Source organism: Shinella pollutisoli, from assembly GCF_024609765.1.
GTDB classification, from domain to species: Bacteria; Pseudomonadota; Alphaproteobacteria; order Rhizobiales; family Rhizobiaceae; genus Shinella; species Shinella pollutisoli.
Map to the genome: position 1 here is coordinate 31,176 of NZ_JANFDG010000013.1, position 17,618 is coordinate 48,793.

Below are 17,618 nucleotides of genomic sequence, written 5' to 3' on the forward strand. Positions count from 1 at the left end.
TTCCTTCTCGGGCACAGGAAACCCGTGCCCCCAGCGCTCCCCGCCCCGCTTGCGGGGAGAGGATGCCGGCAGGCAGGTGAGGGGCAATATCCCGTACGTCTTCTAAAACTTGAACCCCGGGACCGCCAGCGGGTTGTCCTCCAGCGCCGCGCGGTCCGGGCGGTCGATCTTCGGCGTGCCGGTGAAGGCGTCGAAGAGGTCGCGCACGAAGGCCTCCGGCAGGTCGCGGGTGATCAGCACCATGCGCGTGCGCCGGTCGGACGGGTCCGGCCAGGCGGCAAGCCGTTCCGGCGGGTGGAACACGCTCTGCACGCCGTGCAGCACGACGGGCCGCTCGGGATTGGTCGAGAGCTGGACGATCGCCTTCATGCGCAGGAGCTTCTCGCCATGAGCCGAGCGCAGCAGGTCGACGAACATGTCGAGCGCCATCGGATCGATCGGGCGATCGTGGACGATGGAGAAGGAACGGATCGTCGCGTCGTGGCGCGTCACGTCGTGGGCGTGCTGATGGTGGTGATGGTCGTGCCCGTGCCCATGCTCGTGGTGATGATGGTGGTGGTGACCGTCGCCATGGGCCTCCTCGTGCAGCCAGCGGCGCACGTCCGGGCTCTTCGTCTCCGGATCGTAGAGGCCGTTGACGAGAAGGTCGGGCGTGATCGGCGCCTCGGCGTCCGTGACGGCGGCGCGCGGGTTGAGCGCGGCGATCTCGCCTCGCACGGCGGCGACGGTGCCGGCGTCGGCAAGCGTCGTCTTGGTCAGCACGATGCGGTCGGCGACGGCGGCCTGCTTCACCGCCTCGGCATGGCTGGCGAGCGTCGAAAGCCCGTTGACGGCGTCGACCACCGTCACCACGCCGTCGAGGGCGAAGGACTGGGCGATGACGGGATTGCCCATGATCGCCTGCAGCACCGGCGCGGGATCGGCAAGCCCGGTCGTCTCGATGACGACTCGCTTCAGCGACCGGATGCGGCCCGTCTGCAGGCGGTCCATCAGGTCGGCGAGCGTGTCGACCAGCTCGCCGCGCACGGTGCAGCAGAGGCATCCGTCGGAAAGCTCGATGATGCCGTCGCCCGAGCGCTCGACCAGCAGGTGGTCGATGCCGACCTCGCCGAACTCGTTGACGATGACGGCGGTGTCGGAAAGCGACGGCTCCTTGAGAAGACGGTTCAGGAGCGTCGTCTTGCCCGCGCCGAGGAAGCCGGTCACGACGGAGACCGGTACGCGCTGTTCGGCCGAGATCATGGGGACTCCTGTCAGAAGACGGGGCGCGGGATCGGGACCGGCACGTTGGCGATGTCGCCCATGCCGGCGGCGACCGCCTTGCCGCCCGCCGCCGTCTTCGGCTCGTCGCCGCCGATCAGGCCGGCGAAGACGAGCTTCAGCGGCCGGTTCAGCTCGTGGATGTGCGGCGAGGTGAGCTTCTGCCGGCCCGCCTCGTCGCGGCCCTCGCTGCGCACCTTGGCGGCGTGCTTCGAGCAGATCTCCTTCGAGACGTCGGCGACCATGTCGCGCGTCTCGCCGTAGGGGCGGAGCTGGCCGAGGGTGGGCGCGTTGCCGGCATTCATCGTCAGGCCGCGCTGGAGCATGTCGGCGGAGATGTCCGCCCGCGCCCCGAGGCTGTCGGAGCCGAGCACGACGGAGACGACGCTGCGGCCGCCCCGGGTGGCCGAGGAGACCTGGTTGAAGCCGGATGCGCAGATGAAGCCGGTCTTCATGCCGTCTGCGCCGTCGAAGCGGCCGATCAGCATGTTGTAGTTCGGATACTGCTTCTTGCCGGTGGTGAAGCCTTCAAGCGCGAAATAGCCGGCATATTGCGGGAACTCGCGCTTCAGCGTCACGGCGAGCACGGCGAGGTCGCGCGCCGTCGTGTACTGGCCCTTGCCGGGCAGGCCGTTCGGATTGATGAAGCGGGACGAGCTCATGCCGATCCGCTGCGCCTCGGCGTTCATGCGGTCGACGAAGGCCTGCTCGGAGCCGGCGACCGATTCGGCGATGGCGACGGAGACGTCGTTGGCCGATTTCACCAGGATGATCTTCAGCGCGCTGTCGAGCGTCATCTTCTGGCCGGGCTTGAAATACATCTTGCTCGGCGGCTCGGCGGCGGCGTGCTTGCTCATGACGACCGGGCTTTCCAGCGTCAGCTCGCCCGCCTTGATGGCGCGGAACACGGTATAGGCCGTCATCAGCTTGGTGAGCGAGGCGGGATACCACTTCTGGAACGCGTCCTCGTGGTCGAGGACCTTCAGCGTGTTCACGTCGACCAGCATGCGGGGGCCGGCGGCGGCGCCGGTGGCCAGGAGGGAAGCCATCGCCAGAAGCGCCGGGCCAAGGAGCCGTCCGCGCCGGCGCGTCGTTCGTCCAGTCATCTCGTTTCCTCGAAATCGGGAGTTGTTTCCAACCGTCGCCCTATTTAACCTATGTGGCACCGCGATGGCAAAGCCAACGAAAGACGTTCGCCGGTTTCCGGCGCAAAACACCGACAGGAACATTGCATGCCCATATTGAACCGCGCCGCCGAGATGCAGGACGAGATCGCCGGCTGGCGCCGGGAACTGCACCGGCAGCCGGAACTGCTCTTCGCCGTCGAGAAGACGGCGGCCTTCGTGGCGGAGAAGCTGCGGGCCTTCGGCGTCGAGGAGGTGGTGACGGGCATCGGCCGCACCGGCGTCGTCGGCCTCATCCGCGGCAGGGCCGAGGGGCGCACCATCGGGCTTCGCGCCGACATGGACGCGCTGCCGATCGAGGAGGCGAGCGGCAAGCCCTGGGCCTCGACCGTCCGGGGCAAGATGCACGCCTGCGGCCACGACGGCCACACGGCGATGCTGCTGGGGGCTGCGAAATATCTCTGCGAGACGCGCAATTTCGCAGGCCAAGTCGCCGTGATCTTCCAGCCGGCGGAGGAAGGCGGCGGCGGCGGCAACGAGATGGTGAAGGACGGCATGATGGAGCGCTTCGGCATCGCCGAGGTCTACGGCATGCACAACCTGCCGGGCATGCCGGTCGGCGCCTTCGGCACGCGGGCGGGCGCGATCATGGCCGCGACCGACGAGTTCGTGATCGCCGTCAAGGGCCGCGGCGGCCATGCGGCGCTGCCGCACCGGACGGTGGACCCGATCGTCATCGGCGCGCAGGTCGTGACGGCCCTGCAGACCATCGTCTCGCGCGTTGCCGACCCGATCGCCTCGCTCGTCGTCTCCGTCACCAAGTTCAATGCCGGCTTCGCCCACAACGTCATTCCCGAGGAGGCGCAGCTCGCCGGCACGGTACGCACGCTCAGCCCGGCGATGCGCGACGAGGCGGAGGCGCGCATCCGCCAGATCTGCGCCGGCATCGCGGCGGCGAACGGCGCGGAGATCGCCGTTTCCTATCACCGCAACTATCCGGTGACGGTCAACCATGCCGAGGAGACGGGCCACGTCGTCGCCGTCGCGCGCGAGATCGCCGGCGAGGCGGCGGTCGAGCCGGCGCTGGCGCCGATGATGGGGGGCGAGGATTTCTCCTACATGCTGCTGTCGCGGCCCGGCGCCTTCGTCTTCATCGGCAACGGCGACACCGCCGGGCTGCACCATCCGGCCTACGACTTCAACGACGACGCCATCCCGCACGGGGTGACCTACTGGGTCAAGCTCGCCGAGAGCCGGCTCTCGGCATAAAAAGCGCCCGGCTGCAGGGACGGTCAGCCGGGCGAGGCGGGGAGGATCGAGGGGACGGGCAGGCGTCAATCGCAGATGCGGACGCGCTTGACGACCAGGTTGCCCCACTTGTCGTAGCGCTTGATCTTCTTCCAGAAGCAGTGGTGGCCGTAGTCCTCGTAGACGGAGACGTAGCCGCCGTGGCCCCAGCCATGGCCGAAGCCGAAGCCGATGGACAGGCCGCCGGCCTGCGACGGGGCGGCGAAGGACAGCGCCGCGAGCGCGGCGACGGCGGCGGAAAGAACGATTCTGCGCATGGGAACTCTCCTGTGGTCCGGCGGGATGGAACCATTTCCATCCGATGACCCACTTTCCCACGGCCGCCGGCCTTCCGCTGTTTCGCACGGAACAGGCCCGCGACGGCCGCAAAATCGCTTGGCTTCCAGGACGAGCTTTTGTATGGGTTCTGGTCAGTGGTCCCGTAGCTCAGCAGGATAGAGCACCAGATTCCTAATCTGGGGGTCCCGCGTTCGAATCGCGGCGGGATCACCAATAAAATCAATAAGTTAAGCCGCTGAAATCCCCGACTTTCATGTGCCATCGCTTGCCGAATTTTACCAATATTTACAGTGCTTCCGCGAGTTAGCGGGGATTCCATGGCGCAAAATTGGCGCAAAATGGCTCGCGGCGTCATGGGATATTGGGGAGCGGAACTAGCTTGTTCCGGGATAGCGGAACAATGGAATCAGCCGCCCGACTTGATCCAGCGCATCGCGATCAGCATCAGCGCATCGCTGATCCACATCGCGCAGGCGCCGATCAGAAACCCCACCGTGCCGATCGTGACGGCCGGGTCCTCGGGGAGCGGTAGCGCGGTCTTGTAGAGTGCGTGCACCGCGAACGACGTCAGATAGCCGGCGGCGATGGCGCCGCAGATGGGGGAGACGATGCGCTCCCGCAGGGTATGCCTGCGGGAGGAAAGAGCGCGTAGGACACCGCCCGCGCCGCCCGCGACGAGCACCGAGCCGTTGAGCCCGAGCGCGTCGAGCGTGCTCTGGATGATGGTGGCGAGTTCGAGCTTCATTGTACCTCGTCCTCAGCGGGGGTGATCGGATGGAGCGCGGCCAATGCCTCTACGCCCCCGCCCTGTCGATTTCGTCCTGGATGCGCCGCAACGTTTCCTTGTCCACGACCGGCGGCTGAACCTTGGCGAGGCCGGAGATCCCGTCGCGCAGGACGTTGATCGCGCCTTTCAGGACCGCCATGGCGGTGATGGCGACGCTGGCCCACGTGGGGCTGAGCCAGGACTGCGAGCATTCGAGCGCACCGGTGACGATGGTGGTGCACCCCGTGGCCAGCATCACGGTGGTCACGAGCCCGACGAGGGCGATGAGGACATTGAGGAGGTTGTGCACAAGGTTCGTGTTCATCGGGATTTCCTTTCGTCTGGGGATCAGGCGGCGAGGCCGAGCGGGTCGCGCCGGACGTCGAAGGACGGGCAGGCCTTGGCCGCCACCTCGTTGTGGCCACGTACCCGCTTGATGCCGCGATGCTTTGCGCGGAGAGCGTCGGTGAGCCAGAGCAGGGATGAGCGCTGTGCAGCCGTGCGGGTGTCCTTGGCCGTCTTTCCGTCCGCGGCGAGCCCGCCGACGTAGACGATGCCGACCGAGTTGAGGTTGTGCCCCTCGACGTGCGCGCCGATCTGCCCGATCGGACGACCGAGATGGATGCTCCCGTCCCGGTAGATGACATAGTGGTAGCCGATGTCGCTCCAGCCGCGGGCCTTGTGCCACGCGCGGATGTCGGCAACGGTATAGTCTTTTCCCTCCGGCGTTGCCGCGCAATGAATCCAGATCGTGTCGATCGCCCTGGTCGTATCGAGGAGGATGAGGCTTGCCGCGTTCGGCGGCGGGTTTGCCCCGCTCGGGACAACAGCGGCCGCCGGCACAGCGCCAGCCATCGCCGATTTGTCGGGTTCGGGCCGGCCGGACGTTACGGGCGTTGTCGCCCGTTTAAGCGCCGTCGTCGTTTGCTGGCCGACCAGTCCGTCGACAACCAGGCCGAGGCGCGACTGGATCGCCCGGACCGCCGCATCGGTCTTTCCGCCGAAATCGCCGTCAATGGACAGGGGGGGCGCGGCTCCCGCGAGATTGAGGAGCCGCTGCAGTTCCTTTACCGTGGCGCCTTTGCTGCCGCGTTTCAGGATGCTCGTATTCGGGGTGGAGGGCTTCGTCGCGGACATGGGCAGCTCCCGTTGGGGTTGCCGCACTCATGCGCGAGGTCGAGCTTTCAATATCACGCGCGTCTTATTGCAACAATGCGGAAATTCCAGTAGTTTCCGCAGCAACGCGCATGAGTGCTGACCCTTCCCCTTCAGGAGACTGGCACTCATGACCCAGACCGTTGTCGCCTTCGGCGACCCCAAGGCCCAGAAGAAATGGTCCGGCGCGCTCTTCATCGACATCACGAAAAAGAGCTACTTCGACCGCAAGTTCATCGGCACCAGTGACGAGTTCGCGATCCAGCGGCTGACCGATCTCGAATCGGAAGCCGGCGATACGATCACGTTTGATCTGTCGATCCAACTCCGCAACAAGCCGACCTATGGCGACAACCGGCTGGAAGGCAAGGAGGAGAACCTCAAGTTCGCTTCCGACCAGATCAAGATCGACCAGATGCGCCACGGCGTGTCGGCCGGGGGCAAGATGTCGCGCAAGCGCACCGCCCACAACATGCGTCAGGTCGGCAAGGCCCGTCTGTCCGACTACTGGTCGAAGTTCAACGACCAGATGATCTTCATCTACCTGTCGGGCTCGAGGGGCATCAACGAGGACTTCATCGAGGATGTCGCCTGGGTGGGGCATGCCGAGAATCCGATCCAGGCGCCCGACAGCGACCACATCCTCTACGGCGGCGCCGCGACGTCGAAGGCGACGCTTGCCGCCAACGACAAGATGACCCGCGCCGTGATCGAGCGGGCCCAGGTGGGCGCCCGTATGATGGCGGCGCGCGATCCCAAGAACGCCAGCATGACGCCCATCATGATCAACGGCGAGGCGCACTACGTCATGGTCATGAACCCGTACCAGGAACATGACCTGCGCAATTCGGACCAGGGCGGCTGGCTCGAAATCCAGAAGGCGGCGATCACGGCAGAGGGCCGTGCCAATCCCATCTTCAAGGGCGGGCTCGGCATGATCAACAACACCGTGCTGCATTCGCACGAGTGGGCGATCCGCTTCCGCGACTATGGCGCCGGCAGCGACGTGCATGCCGGCCGCGCTCTCTTCATGGGTCGCCAGGCCGGTGTGATCGCCTTCGGTTCGGCCGGCGGGTTCCGCTACACCTGGACGGAGGAAACGAAGGACCACGGCAACGAACCCGTCGTTGCCGCCGGCGTGATCAACGGCGTCAAGAAGACCCGGTTCCAGGGGCGCGACTACGGCGTCCTGTCGATCGACACCGCCAGCAAGGACCCGAACGCGGCCTGATATCGGCGTGCCCGGCACGCCGGGCGCGCTGCTCGTCCCACTTCACAAGGATCTTCGTCATGACGCTCATCCAGAGCAAATACGCCAAGGGCATCGCTCCCATCGCCTATCCCTCGGTCGCCGGTGGCGTCGTCGCCATGAGGTTCGCGCACACCATCGCCGCGGCGATGCAGGTCGGCGACATCCTCGAGCTCGGGGTGATCCCCGCCGGCACGCGCGTCGTGGATGCCATTCTCGACTGCGACGACATCGACACCGACGGCGCGGCGGCGGTCTCCTTCGACGTCGGCATCATGTCGGGCGACGTCGGCGCAGACGACGGTGCCAGGACCTGCGGCAACCAGTTCTTCAGCGGGTCCACGATCGGCCGCGCCGGCGGCGTCGAACGTGCCTCGATCAAGACGGCGTTTCGCACGGCAGCGGCGGCCGCGGACCGCGCCATCGGCGTGAAGTGCACCGCCGCGGCGGCCGCCTTTGCCGCCGGCCAGATCGGCCTGACCGTCCTGCTCGCCACCGAATAGGCCGACCAGCGCCCGTAGCCGAAACCGGGAAAGGGGGCGCAGTGCCCCCTTTCTGTTCAGAAGAGATCGGAGAGAGCCATGAAACCCATCGAATGCCTTCTCGGAGCGGTAGCCATCACCGTCGGCAGCGAGACCTATCACTTCGAACGCGACGAGCATGGCCGTTTCGTCACCGAGGTCGAGAACCTGGTGCACCGGTCGTGCCTGCTTTCGGTCGCACACTATCGTGAGGTCGAAGAAGAGCCTCCCGTGCCCTCGTCGGAGACCGAGGACGACGATACTCATGACGAGCACGACGGCGACACCCCCGACGCCGACACCCCCGACGGCACCCGGGCTCAGCAGCGCGGGCGCGGCCGGCGCAAGAGGTAATTTCGCATGATCGTCGCCAGCGACATCATGACCAAGGCGGGCGTCCAGCTCCTCGACGAGGACCATATCCGTTGGCCGCTCGCCGAGCTGGCGGGCTGGATCAATGAGGGCGTGCAGGCGATCGTGCTCGCCAAGCCCTCCGCCTCCTGTACGACGGTCGCCCTGCCGCTGCAGAAGGGCACGCGGCAGATCCTGCCGGATGCGATCGACGACAAGGCGACGCTGCAGCTCGTCGGCATCAACCGCAACCTGAAAGGTGCGGCGGAGCCGCGCGAGGGCGGCCGGGCGATCCGCACAGCGGCACGCGCCTTGCTCGACGCTCAGGAGCCCAACTGGCACGATCCCTCCTATGTCCCGTTCCGCCGGGAAGTGCGGCAGGTCATCTACGACGAGAACGTGCCGACCGAGTTCTACGTTTACCCGGGAAATGACGGCACCGGCCTGGTCGAGGCGGCCGTGTCCACGCTGCCGCCGCCGGTGGCCCCGGCTCCCGACGCTGACCCCGACGCGCTCGCGAGCTGGCTCGCGCCGGTCGGTCTTGCCGATCCCTATAGCGGGCCCCTGCTCGACTATGTGCTGTCGCGGTGCCACCAGAAGGACGACACGGCTGCCGACGGGGTAAAGGCGCAGTCGCACTACCAGCTCTTCGCCGCGGCGCTGGGGATCAAGGTCCAGTCCGAGGGCACGTCCAATCCGAACCGGAGGCGATGATGGGCCTGCGCGTCGACATCGACGAATTCCTGCCGTGGGCACTGGTGCACGCGCCGAACTGCTCGGACCTGATCGCCTACCGCTACCTGCGCGAGGCTGCCCGCGATTTCTGCGAGCGCACCAAGGCGTGGCGCGAGACGGATGAGATGCGGCTCGATCCGATGGGATGCGAGGCGATCTGCACCGTCCCGGATGCCGATATCGTCAGCATCGAGAATGCGGCGGTCGACGGCGTTCCCCTCGAGCCGGTCACGCTGGCCTGGCTCGACGAGCATCGTGCCGGCTGGGAGCGGCGGACCGAGGAGGGCTCGCCGCAGTTCATTACCCAGGTCGAGCCCAACACCGTCGCGGTTTTCCCGCGTTCCAGCGGCAGGCTGAGCATGCGCCTCGTGCTCAAGCCCTCGCTGACGGCAATGACCATGCCGGCCTTCCTCCTGGGCAAATGGGCGAGCGATATCGGCAAGGGCGCGGCGGCGCAGATCCTGCTGCTGCCGATCGACGACGGCGGCGGCGATCCGGCCAAGGCGGCCGACCTGGGCGCCGCGTTCCAGCGCCGCATCAACGCGGAGATGTTTTCGGTCGCCAAGGGTCAACAGCGGGCACCGCTCCGCACGAAAGCGAGCTTTTTCTGATGGGCCTTTCCACCTACGCCGCGAATGCCCTGATCGACCTGTTCACGCGGGGCGTAGCCGTGACGCCGCCGGACCGCGTCTACATCTCGCTGCACACCGGCCCGTCCGACGACGGCGCCAACGAGGTGGTGGTAGGTCTGTGGCCGAGTTATGCCCGCGTCGACCTGGCGCAGGGCGGCGCCATCGCGACCGGGTTCAGCGCGGCCGACGCGAAGGCGACCGAAAACCTCAAGCAGCTCCTGTTCCCGGCGTACGACGGCAGCGACCCCCTCGTCATATCGCATTTCGCCATATGGGACGCGCCCATCGGTGGCAACGCGATCTGGTGCGGCGGTCTCCTTGCCGACAAGAACCTTCTGCCGACCGACGAATGCGTCATCTATCCCGGCGATATCGATCTATCGGTGATGTGATGCTGAGCCGCGGCGCCCTCAATGGATCGGAGATCAACGCATTCGACCTCGACGGCGGACGTGTCGTGCAGGATCTGGCCGCCGGCGCCGTCAGCTCGGTCGCCGCTGATCTGCGCATCATCCGGCGGCAGAGGGCCAGCGGAATCGGGACCCCCGTTATCTCGGCCTCGCTGCACCTTCGGGGCATGCGGCTGCGCGGATGGTCCGTGGCCGTGGCCTTCGGGATGGCGAGCGCGCGCCGGCGCGTCGGCGCGGAAGGGTTCGATGCGGTCGGCACCGGGGCGATGGCGCGGGCAATACGGCGCCATCGCGTCCGCGTCAGCGGGGAAGCGGCCGCGGCGGCAATGCTGCGGCTTTCCGTCTCCTTCACCGCCCCGACGGAGTTCCGGCGCGTGATGCGGCTCCGGCAGCCCATGTCGATGCGCGCCGCGCCGCAGGCGTCCGCGCTCGTCGTCGGGGCGGAGCCGCGTACCATGGTCGTGCCGGCGGCGGAGGGGCTTGCGTGACGGACGTTATGCAAAAGGCGCCAGCCGACGAGCTCGACTACGACATCGACTTTTCGCGGTGGCTGAAGGGCTCGGACCGCATCATCGATGCCGAGACGACGATCGCCGGCGAGACGTCCGTTTCGGTTGTGCGCACCGACTTCGCAGATCGCTCCGTCCGGGTCTGGCTCTCCGGCGGGATGGCTGGCGAGAACGGGTTGATTTCGGTCCTCGCCACCACGGTCGAGGACCGGAAGAAAGAATTCTGCTTCGTTATCAAGGTACGGGACTGCTGCTAATGGCTGTTTTGCTCTCCAACAATGCGACAACCGTCCTTTCCGTCGCGGTCGAAGCGGGGGACACGGTCCTTTCGGTTCCGGTGGACGATGCTGCGAAGTTTCCCGTGCCGACGGTGGCGGGGGCCTGGTTCCCTCTGACCATCATCGACCCGCTCGGTCAAATGGAAATCGTGCACTGCACGGCCCGCGACGGCACCGCCCTTACCGTGACCCGGGCGCGGGAGGGAACCGCCGCGCGGGACTTTCCGGCCGGCTCCCGCGCCGATCTCCGTCTCACCGCCGCGGCCCTGGCGGATTTCAGGACCCAAGCGAGCAACGCCGCCAACCTGACCTCCGGTACGGTGCCTTCGGCGCGGCTCTCCGGTTCCTACACCGGAATCGTTGGCGTGGGTGCACTTAACGCCGGATCGATCTCGTCGGGCTTCGGCAACATCAACATCGGGACCGCAACCTTCACCGGCAACGGCTCCGGCCTCAGCTCGCTGAACGCCTCCAACCTGACGGCGGGAACGCTGCCGAACGCTAGACTGGCAGGGAACTATTCCTTCGAGAACCTTAGCCTCACCACGCGCCTAACCTGTGACAACGTCTATATGACGGGCGGCGTCGCCTACTTCAGCAGCAATGATTGGCTGAGTTTCAGCGCCACGACGAACATCTACACGTTTCTGGCAAACAGCAGCCCCCAGTCCTCGACTGTGGTGGCCGGGAAGTTCGGCAGGAGAGGCTCGGGCACCGGTTATGAGAACTGGGACGTCACCCAGAATGTCGAAGCCGTCGCCGTCGGCATCATCAGCAGCACGGTGCCTTGTGGCCTTGGCGCAGCGACCAACGATGCGGCTGCGCTTCAGATCAACAGGTTTCAGACCGCCGGCGCCGTTGCGGGGTGGCGCTACAACGGGACCGTGGTCGGCACCATCTCCTGCAATTCCTCATCGACGTCGTACAACACGACGTCGGACGAGCGCAAAAAGGAGGATTTCCAGCCGATCGACGTCGAGCTTATCGACCAGATCAACGTCTACGATTTCAAGTGGATCGATTCCGACGAGCGCGGCCAGGGCGTCAAGGCGCAGGAGACGTTCTCGGTTTTCCCGAACGCGATTTCCTACGATCCGAATGAAGATCTGTGGGGCGCCGACTACAGCAAGTTCGTGCCGCTTCTTCTGGCGGTCGTGAAGCATCAGCGTGGGCAGATCGCAGATCTGCTCGCCCGCGTCGCCACGCTCGAAGGTTCGTGACGTCGTCATCGCATCGAGGTGGTGAATGGTTGCGCTGAAACTCTCAGCCTTCGGTGGCGAGCAGCCTCTGATCAAACCGCGGTTGTTGCCGGACACCGCGGCCAAGGAAGCGATTGACGTTCGCCTGGTGAACGGAGCGCTCGGGCCGGTCAACAAGCCGACCAAGAAGGCGACGGTCGCCAACAAGGATCACAAGACGATCTATCGCCACCTCGGCACGTGGTTGTCCTGGGCGGGGCATGTGCATGCCGCCCCAGGCCCCGTCGCGCAGGACCGCCTGTATTTCACGGGCGACGGCGCTCCCAAGGTCCGGATCGGCGGCGTGAACTATCCTCTCAAGGTGCCGCGCCCCAGCGCGCGCCTGACGACGTCCAAGACAGGCACGGGCTCGGGAGACATCCAGAGCCGCCTCTACGTCTACACGTTCGTGACGTCGTTCGGCGAGGAGAGCGCGCCGGCACCGGCGAGCGCGATCGTGACGTGGCGCCCGGGCCAGACGATAACCCTGAGCGATTTTCAGGCCGCGCCGGCGGGCCGGTCGATCACGCGCCAGCGCATCTACCGCAGCCAGACCGGCACGACGGGAACGTCGTTCTTTCTCATCGCCGATCGTGCCGCATCGACGGCAGATTTCGTCGACAATGTCGCGGTCGACGCGTTTCAGGAGCCGCTGAAGACGGCGAGCTGGTCGGAGCCGCCGGACGGGCTGTCGGGCCTGATCGCCATGCCGAACGGCATGATGGCGGCGTTCGAGGGCAAGAACGTCTACTTCTGCGAGCCGTGGCACCCCCATGCGTGGCCCGAGAAGTATATCATGCAGGTCGATTCCGAGGTGGTCGGCCTCGCCGCGGTCGGCGGCATCCTCGTCGTCATGACAAAGGCGCATCCGTATCTGATGTCCGGCGGGCGTCCCGACGCCATGCGGAGCGAGAAGCTTGAACGGAGCTACCCGTGCATCAACGCCCGCTCCATTGTCGATCTGGGCTATACGGTCTGCTACGCGTCGCACGCAGGCCTCGTATCGGTCGGCATTGACGGCTCGGTCGCGCTGTTGACCGAGAGCCTTTTCTCCGTCGAGGATTGGCGCGCGTTGTCGCCCACGACAGTTCTCGGCGGCCAGTTGCACGGCCAGTACGTGCTGTTCTACGACACGCTCCATCCGGACACGGGCGAGCGCGATGTCGGCGCGATGTTTCTTAACACGGCCGGGCAGCCCTATATCGTGCGCACCTCGGCAAAGGCGGCGGCGTGCTATTTCGACGTGGCGGAGAACGTCCTCTATTTCAAGGAGGCCGGCAGTGTCATCGTGCTCCAGTTCGACCCGCCTGCCGGCGTGCCGTCGACGCTGCACTGGCGATCGAAAGAGTTCTGGCTCACCGCGCCCGTCTCGCTCGGAGCGATCCTGGTCGATGCGGCCCCCGATATCTCGGAAGAGCAGATCGCGGCGATCAAGGCCGAGATAGACCGCATCGTCTCGGAGAATGCGGACCTGCTCGCCGGCGGCGCGCTCGATGGGGAGCTGAACGCCTGCCCGCTTAACCATTTCGCGCTCAATGGCGACGCGCTGCAGCCGGTCCCGCGCTTGGCGGATTTCGCGAGCGTGACGATAGCGGTCTATGCCGACGGGGAACTGCTGCAGGTCCTGACGCGCACGGGCAAGATCATGAGGCTCAAGGCCGGCCGCAAGGCGCGGTGCTGGGAAGTCGGTGTCTCCGCCAGCCGGGAGATCGAGCAAATCGTGGTGGCGAGCAGTGTCGAAGAGCTGAAGGGAATTGTCTGATGTCTTGGAACGAGCGCCAACTGGTCGAAGCTGTCGAGGTGCTGGAAGGGAGCCGTCCAGGCACGCGTGAGAACGCGGCGGTGCGGATCGAGGATTTGGCCGGGTTGATGGAATTGCAGGATCTGCAATCCTCGGAGGTCACCGCCGCCCCGAGCATGGACGACTTCAACTTGCTGCGCCAGGACGTCCGCGAGCTCCATACACGTCTGACTGCCGTCATCCGCGCGCTGGAAACGAGGCTCGCATGAAGGAGGTGGTCTACGAGCCTGCCGACGAGATGATCGCGTGGGCTCGCGAGCGCATCGACGGCGCGGGCTTCCGTGACGATGCAAGGGCGATCGGGCTGCGCGAGGATGGCGCGTGGCGCGGTGTCGTCGTCTACGACAATTTCACGACCACGGGCTGCTGGATCAGCGTCGCGTCGGATGCGAGCCGGCGCTGGCTTACAAGAGAATTCATCGTCCGCTCTATGATCTATCCGTTCGTCCAACTGGGATACCCGCGTATAAATGCCTGTGTGTCCTGCAAGAATGCCGCATCGCTCGCCTTCTGCGACGGCTTCGGCTGGACACAGGAAGGTGTGATGCGAGAGGCGGGTAGCGAGGGCGAGGATCTGATCATCTTCGGCTTGCTTCGCCGCGAATGTCGCTGGCTACCCGGGCGGCTTACTGGAAAAGTGAGCCGTCACCGTCTATAGTCACGGCGCCGGCGCATGAGTGCGGGTTTCCTCTAGGGAGATCGCATCATGGGAAAGCCCTCCAGCTCTAGCGCGCCCGCTCCTGATCCGAAGATCGGCGAGGCTGCCCTCAAGCAGGCCGAGACCGGCGAGGACTGGCTCACGTTCGCGCGCGATGCGTTCAAGATCTCGACCTCCCGCCAGACGAGCCTCGACAAGCTGACCAAGCGCGTCACCGAGCAGCAGCTCGGCCTTGCGGACTTGCAGGCGTCCTGGGCCAAGAAGGACCGGGCACGCTATGACAAGGTGTTCAAGCCGGTCGAAAACTCCTTCATCCGGCAGGCGAAGAACTATGCGACGAGGGCGCGTCAGCGCCAGGCCGCGGCGGAGGCCCGTAGCGACGTGCAGCGCGCGGCGGCGACCCAGCGGCAGATCGCCGAGCGAGACGCCGCAGCGCTCGGCATCAATCCCGCGTCGGGACGCTATGCCGGCATCCGCGCCGAGCAGGATCTCGATACGGCACTGGCGTCGGCCGGCGCGGAAAATAACGCCCGGCAGATGGTCAGGGACAAGGGGCTGGCGCTCAAGGCGGACGTCGTCAATCTCGGTCGCGGGCTGCCGGCGCAGGCCGCCGCGGGCTCCGCCGGCAGTGTTGCCGCCGGCGGAACGGCTCTTTCCGGCACCCAGGCGAGCAATAGCCAGTTCCTGGCGTCCACCGGCATCATGTCCGGTGGCTTCGGCGGAGCGATGCAGGGTTATGCCGGGCAGGCGAGTACCCTCAATCAGCAGTACGGATTGCAGCTCGACGGCTGGAAGACCGAGCAGCAGATCGCGGCGCAGAACGCCGCCGGCATGGGCAGCTTCCTCGGCGGCATCGGTGGTCTCATCTTCTCCGACGAAGAACTGAAGGAGAACAAGGAGGAGCTTCCCGAGGGCGCTGCGCTGGATGCGGTGCGCGAAATGCCGGTCGAGGAGTGGGACTATAAGCCCGGGGTGGCTGATGAGGGACGTCACGTCGGCACCTATGCCCAGGACTTCCAGCGGGAGACCGGACGTGGAGACGGCAAGACCATTCCCGTGCAGGATGCGATCGGCATCACGATGGCGGCGGTGAAGGACCTCGACAGGAAAGTCGACGAGCTCGGCGCCTCAATCGGGCTGGCTGGTGTCGGCGAGCGCAGGAAGAAGCGTAATGTTGACCGGCCCCCTCCGCAAGACGAGCGTGCCTACGCCGTATAGAGAACACGCGGTTGACCGGTGAGAGCCGCGCATCGCAAACGGTGAGAAACAGGAGAGACCTCACATGCCCCAGAACCCCGTCCGATTCACTTACGCGACCAGGCCGGTCGAGGCGCTCGCCTTCGTCTGGCCGGGGTCCTCCGACCTGAGTCCGGAGGAGATCGCCGCCATCCAGGCGCTGAGCGAGCAATACGACGTGCTCATTCGCGCGGATGCGGCGAGCGGCAACCTGAAGCTCCAGGGCTCGAACGGCAACTGGTCGGCTGCGCCGGGCGACATCGTGGTCATCCGCCACGACACGTACGAGATCTTCGTATCCTACGATCTTTTCCACGCGAAATACGCCAAGGCGGCCTCGGAGCTTGGCGACGGCATCCCGCTGGCGCGGCCCGAGGCCCCGGCCGATGATGAGGAGGACGCGTAATGCTCGGAATCGGCCTCGGTGGCTTCATGGACGGCTTCCAGCGCGGTCAGCAGGTGCGCGACAGGATGGATGCGCGGTCGCGCCGGCAGGCCCTGCAGGAGCGCGAGGACCTCGACTACAATCGCGAGCTCGAGCAGCGTAACAAGATCGAAGCCATCGGTACGCAGGCACAGAGCGAGTTCGACAGCCAGGTGCAGTCCGGCGCGCTCTCGCCGGAGGACTTCGACAATTTCTGGAGCCGGTACACGATCCCCAAGCTGAAGCAGCAGTATCTGCTCAACGGTGACATCGACAGCGCCGAGCGCGTTCAGAAGTGGGGTGACAGCGAAGACGCCCGCGAGGGTGGCAGGTTGTTCACGAGCGCGCTCTTGAAGGCCCAGACCGGGGACGCGGCCGGCGCCCTTGATGACGCGATGAAGCTGGGCAAGCTCAAGGGCTACATCTCTCACGGCTATGAGATTCTCGGACAAGATAGCATTGTCCTGGAAGAAGGCGGGCCGATCGTCGGCTATGAGATTAAGCTCAAGGGGCCGGATGGGAAAGAGCTGCTGCAGTCCGTGAAAACTGAGAATTTACCGCAGCTTATCGCGACCTTCGGCAACCCTAATTCGGCGTGGGAAAGCCAGGTCGCGGCCGAGAAGGAACGAGCGAAGAGCGAGCAGGAGCTGAAGACCTATCGCGACAAGAAGCTGATCGACAAGGAGTTCGGCCTCGGCGGCGAATCGAAGCAGCGAAGCGACGCGGTGACGAACCTGCGCAAGCGGATGGACGGTGGGCTGGCCGGCGATGAGACGAAGTTCGACGACCTGCCGCGCGAGGAGCAGGAGAGACTGATCCAGCGGGAAATCGAGCTGATCAGTGGTCAGCCCGGCCTCGCGGCGGAGAACCAGGAGACGCTGCGGCGGAAGGTTCTGGTCGACACGGTGACGGGCAGGGCGATCGATCCGGCCGCGGAGGCGTCGCGGCGGGAGCGGGCGGCCGCGTCACAGGCGGAGAAGGCGCGCAAGCGTGCCGAGGCCGAGAGGCGTCCGCCCGAGGAGAAGCGACAGTCCGACGTGGAATTCATGCTGCGTTCCGCCGAGGAGGCGGTGCTGGCCGGCGAGCCGGCGGAGCGCATCGAGCGCGAGCTGCTCAACGAGGGCATTCCCGTCGAGCAATGGCCGGGAAGCCTCCGTCAGGCCCTTTCCGAGGCGAAGCAGAAGTCGATCGGGCTGCCGTTGATGCGATAGCTCAAGACTGGTTCCGCCGCGGCGAAGATCGTTCCGAATTTCAGAGTCTTCCTTCTGCCGAAATTCTACGGCATCCCGTGACGCAACAACGAGGTGAAAAATAACGAAACTTGATGAACCCAGCGTAGATTTCAACCGTTTCTTAAGGTAGGAGCAATCCACGAGGCCCATTATGGTGTGACGGCGCACGCCAGAAAACCCAGGGGAAGAGCATGGACAGGCATCTTGAAGTCACTCGGATGTTCAACGAGATGATCGAACAGGGCTACATCAAACCTCGTCCGCTGACGGAAAGCACGGAAGATTTGCGCTTCCCGGGAGAATTGCCGTATATTCCGACTATTGCAACCTATGGAACAGTTGATGTTCCTACAGTAGGGAAAGTCGGGGAGCATGCCGAATTGGGATACGGTTCTTAAAGAGATCGCAGTAGAGCGCGCAGCGTCGCTTCCATCGCCGCATGACACAATTCG

The 17,618-nt window shown here is 65.6% G+C and carries 23 protein-coding genes and 1 tRNA gene; 18 read left to right on the forward strand and 6 right to left on the reverse strand.

The window, feature by feature from the left end; genetic code table 11:
• Window positions 1–102: 102 nt before the first annotated feature.
• Window positions 103–1,242, reverse strand: a complete 1,140-nt coding sequence (locus NNZ72_RS12070; protein WP_257315566.1) for a CobW family GTP-binding protein — start codon at window positions 1,240–1,242, stop codon at window positions 103–105.
• 11 nt (window positions 1,243–1,253) lie between these two features.
• Window positions 1,254–2,309 carry a D-alanyl-D-alanine carboxypeptidase family protein gene (locus tag NNZ72_RS12075; protein ID WP_257315567.1) on the reverse strand — a complete coding sequence of 352 codons (1,056 nt, stop codon included), beginning with the start codon at window positions 2,307–2,309 and terminating at the stop codon, window positions 1,254–1,256.
• Window positions 2,310–2,492: 183 nt separating this feature from the next.
• On the opposite strand from NNZ72_RS12075, the gene NNZ72_RS12080 reads away from it, so the two are divergent.
• On the forward strand, window positions 2,493–3,653 hold the full coding sequence (locus tag NNZ72_RS12080; RefSeq protein ID WP_257315568.1) for a M20 aminoacylase family protein: 1,161 nt from the start codon (window positions 2,493–2,495) through the stop codon (window positions 3,651–3,653).
• 65 nt (window positions 3,654–3,718) lie between these two features.
• Here NNZ72_RS12080 and NNZ72_RS12085 read toward each other — a convergent pair whose 3' ends face one another.
• Window positions 3,719–3,949: a hypothetical protein gene (locus NNZ72_RS12085; RefSeq protein WP_257315569.1), complete on the reverse strand. Its 231-nt coding sequence runs from the start codon at window positions 3,947–3,949 to the stop codon at window positions 3,719–3,721.
• A gap of 158 nt (window positions 3,950–4,107) precedes the next feature.
• Here NNZ72_RS12085 and NNZ72_RS12090 point away from each other — a divergent pair.
• Window positions 4,108–4,184: transfer RNA gene (locus NNZ72_RS12090), tRNA-Arg, on the forward strand.
• Window positions 4,185–4,377: 193 nt separating this feature from the next.
• Here NNZ72_RS12090 and NNZ72_RS12095 read toward each other — a convergent pair.
• From NNZ72_RS12095 to NNZ72_RS12105, 3 genes are read right to left on the reverse strand one after another with little or no spacing between them, the layout of a single operon-like run.
• A complete protein-coding gene (locus NNZ72_RS12095) occupies window positions 4,378–4,716 on the reverse strand; it encodes a hypothetical protein (protein ID WP_257315570.1) in 339 nt (112 codons plus the stop codon).
• A gap of 49 nt (window positions 4,717–4,765) precedes the next feature.
• Window positions 4,766–5,062 carry a hypothetical protein gene (locus NNZ72_RS12100; protein WP_257315571.1) on the reverse strand — a complete coding sequence of 99 codons (297 nt, stop codon included), beginning with the start codon at window positions 5,060–5,062 and terminating at the stop codon, window positions 4,766–4,768.
• 23 nt (window positions 5,063–5,085) lie between these two features.
• The gene (locus tag NNZ72_RS12105) at window positions 5,086–5,874 is read right to left on the reverse strand and encodes an N-acetylmuramoyl-L-alanine amidase (protein WP_257315572.1); all 789 of its coding nucleotides are present in this window, start codon (window positions 5,872–5,874) and stop codon (window positions 5,086–5,088) included.
• Between the two features lie 148 nt (window positions 5,875–6,022).
• Between NNZ72_RS12105 and NNZ72_RS12110 the strand changes: the two genes are divergently transcribed.
• The 16 genes from NNZ72_RS12110 to NNZ72_RS12185 all read left to right on the forward strand — a co-directional run bounded on the left by NNZ72_RS12110 (window position 6,023) and on the right by NNZ72_RS12185 (window position 17,564).
• The gene (locus NNZ72_RS12110) at window positions 6,023–7,123 is read left to right on the forward strand and encodes a N4-gp56 family major capsid protein (protein ID WP_257315573.1); all 1,101 of its coding nucleotides are present in this window, start codon (window positions 6,023–6,025) and stop codon (window positions 7,121–7,123) included.
• A 59-nt stretch (window positions 7,124–7,182) separates the two neighbouring features.
• Entirely contained in the window at window positions 7,183–7,644 is a 462-nt protein-coding gene (locus NNZ72_RS12115; protein ID WP_257315574.1) for a hypothetical protein, read from the forward strand.
• Window positions 7,645–7,722: 78 nt separating this feature from the next.
• Window positions 7,723–8,016: a hypothetical protein gene (locus tag NNZ72_RS12120; RefSeq protein WP_257315575.1), complete on the forward strand. Its 294-nt coding sequence runs from the start codon at window positions 7,723–7,725 to the stop codon at window positions 8,014–8,016.
• Between the two features lie 6 nt (window positions 8,017–8,022).
• Complete coding sequence (locus tag NNZ72_RS12125; RefSeq protein ID WP_257315576.1) at window positions 8,023–8,727, forward strand: phage adaptor protein; 705 nt, start codon at window positions 8,023–8,025, stop codon at window positions 8,725–8,727.
• Window positions 8,727–9,359, forward strand: a complete 633-nt coding sequence (locus NNZ72_RS12130; RefSeq protein ID WP_257315577.1) for a phage adaptor protein — start codon at window positions 8,727–8,729, stop codon at window positions 9,357–9,359. Before NNZ72_RS12125 ends, NNZ72_RS12130 begins: the two co-directional genes overlap by 1 nt.
• Entirely contained in the window at window positions 9,359–9,772 is a 414-nt protein-coding gene (locus tag NNZ72_RS12135) for a phage tail fiber protein (RefSeq protein WP_257315578.1), read from the forward strand. Before NNZ72_RS12130 ends, NNZ72_RS12135 begins: the two co-directional genes overlap by 1 nt.
• Window positions 9,772–10,278: a hypothetical protein gene (locus NNZ72_RS12140; RefSeq protein ID WP_257315579.1), complete on the forward strand. Its 507-nt coding sequence runs from the start codon at window positions 9,772–9,774 to the stop codon at window positions 10,276–10,278. The genes NNZ72_RS12135 and NNZ72_RS12140 overlap by 1 nt, the downstream gene beginning before the upstream one ends.
• Window positions 10,275–10,556 (forward strand): phage fiber-tail adaptor protein, encoded by a 282-nt coding sequence (locus NNZ72_RS12145; protein WP_257315580.1) that lies wholly within the window; start codon window positions 10,275–10,277, stop codon window positions 10,554–10,556. Before NNZ72_RS12140 ends, NNZ72_RS12145 begins: the two co-directional genes overlap by 4 nt.
• The gene (locus tag NNZ72_RS12150) at window positions 10,556–11,797 is read left to right on the forward strand and encodes a tail fiber domain-containing protein (protein WP_257315581.1); all 1,242 of its coding nucleotides are present in this window, start codon (window positions 10,556–10,558) and stop codon (window positions 11,795–11,797) included. Before NNZ72_RS12145 ends, NNZ72_RS12150 begins: the two co-directional genes overlap by 1 nt.
• Before the next feature lie 25 nt (window positions 11,798–11,822).
• Window positions 11,823–13,577, forward strand: a complete 1,755-nt coding sequence (locus tag NNZ72_RS12155) for a hypothetical protein (RefSeq protein ID WP_257315582.1) — start codon at window positions 11,823–11,825, stop codon at window positions 13,575–13,577.
• A complete protein-coding gene (locus NNZ72_RS12160; protein WP_257315583.1) occupies window positions 13,577–13,825 on the forward strand; it encodes a hypothetical protein in 249 nt (82 codons plus the stop codon). Before NNZ72_RS12155 ends, NNZ72_RS12160 begins: the two co-directional genes overlap by 1 nt.
• The gene (locus NNZ72_RS12165; RefSeq protein ID WP_257315584.1) at window positions 13,822–14,274 is read left to right on the forward strand and encodes a GNAT family N-acetyltransferase; all 453 of its coding nucleotides are present in this window, start codon (window positions 13,822–13,824) and stop codon (window positions 14,272–14,274) included. The genes NNZ72_RS12160 and NNZ72_RS12165 overlap by 4 nt, the downstream gene beginning before the upstream one ends.
• A 48-nt stretch (window positions 14,275–14,322) precedes the next feature.
• Window positions 14,323–15,492 carry a tail fiber domain-containing protein gene (locus NNZ72_RS12170; protein ID WP_257315585.1) on the forward strand — a complete coding sequence of 390 codons (1,170 nt, stop codon included), beginning with the start codon at window positions 14,323–14,325 and terminating at the stop codon, window positions 15,490–15,492.
• Window positions 15,493–15,556: 64 nt separating this feature from the next.
• On the forward strand, window positions 15,557–15,916 hold the full coding sequence (locus NNZ72_RS12175; RefSeq protein ID WP_257315586.1) for a hypothetical protein: 360 nt from the start codon (window positions 15,557–15,559) through the stop codon (window positions 15,914–15,916).
• Complete coding sequence (locus tag NNZ72_RS12180; RefSeq protein WP_257315587.1) at window positions 15,916–17,145, forward strand: hypothetical protein; 1,230 nt, start codon at window positions 15,916–15,918, stop codon at window positions 17,143–17,145. The genes NNZ72_RS12175 and NNZ72_RS12180 overlap by 1 nt, the downstream gene beginning before the upstream one ends.
• Before the next feature lie 212 nt (window positions 17,146–17,357).
• Entirely contained in the window at window positions 17,358–17,564 is a 207-nt protein-coding gene (locus NNZ72_RS12185; protein WP_257315588.1) for a hypothetical protein, read from the forward strand.
• Window positions 17,565–17,618 lie beyond the last annotated feature (54 nt).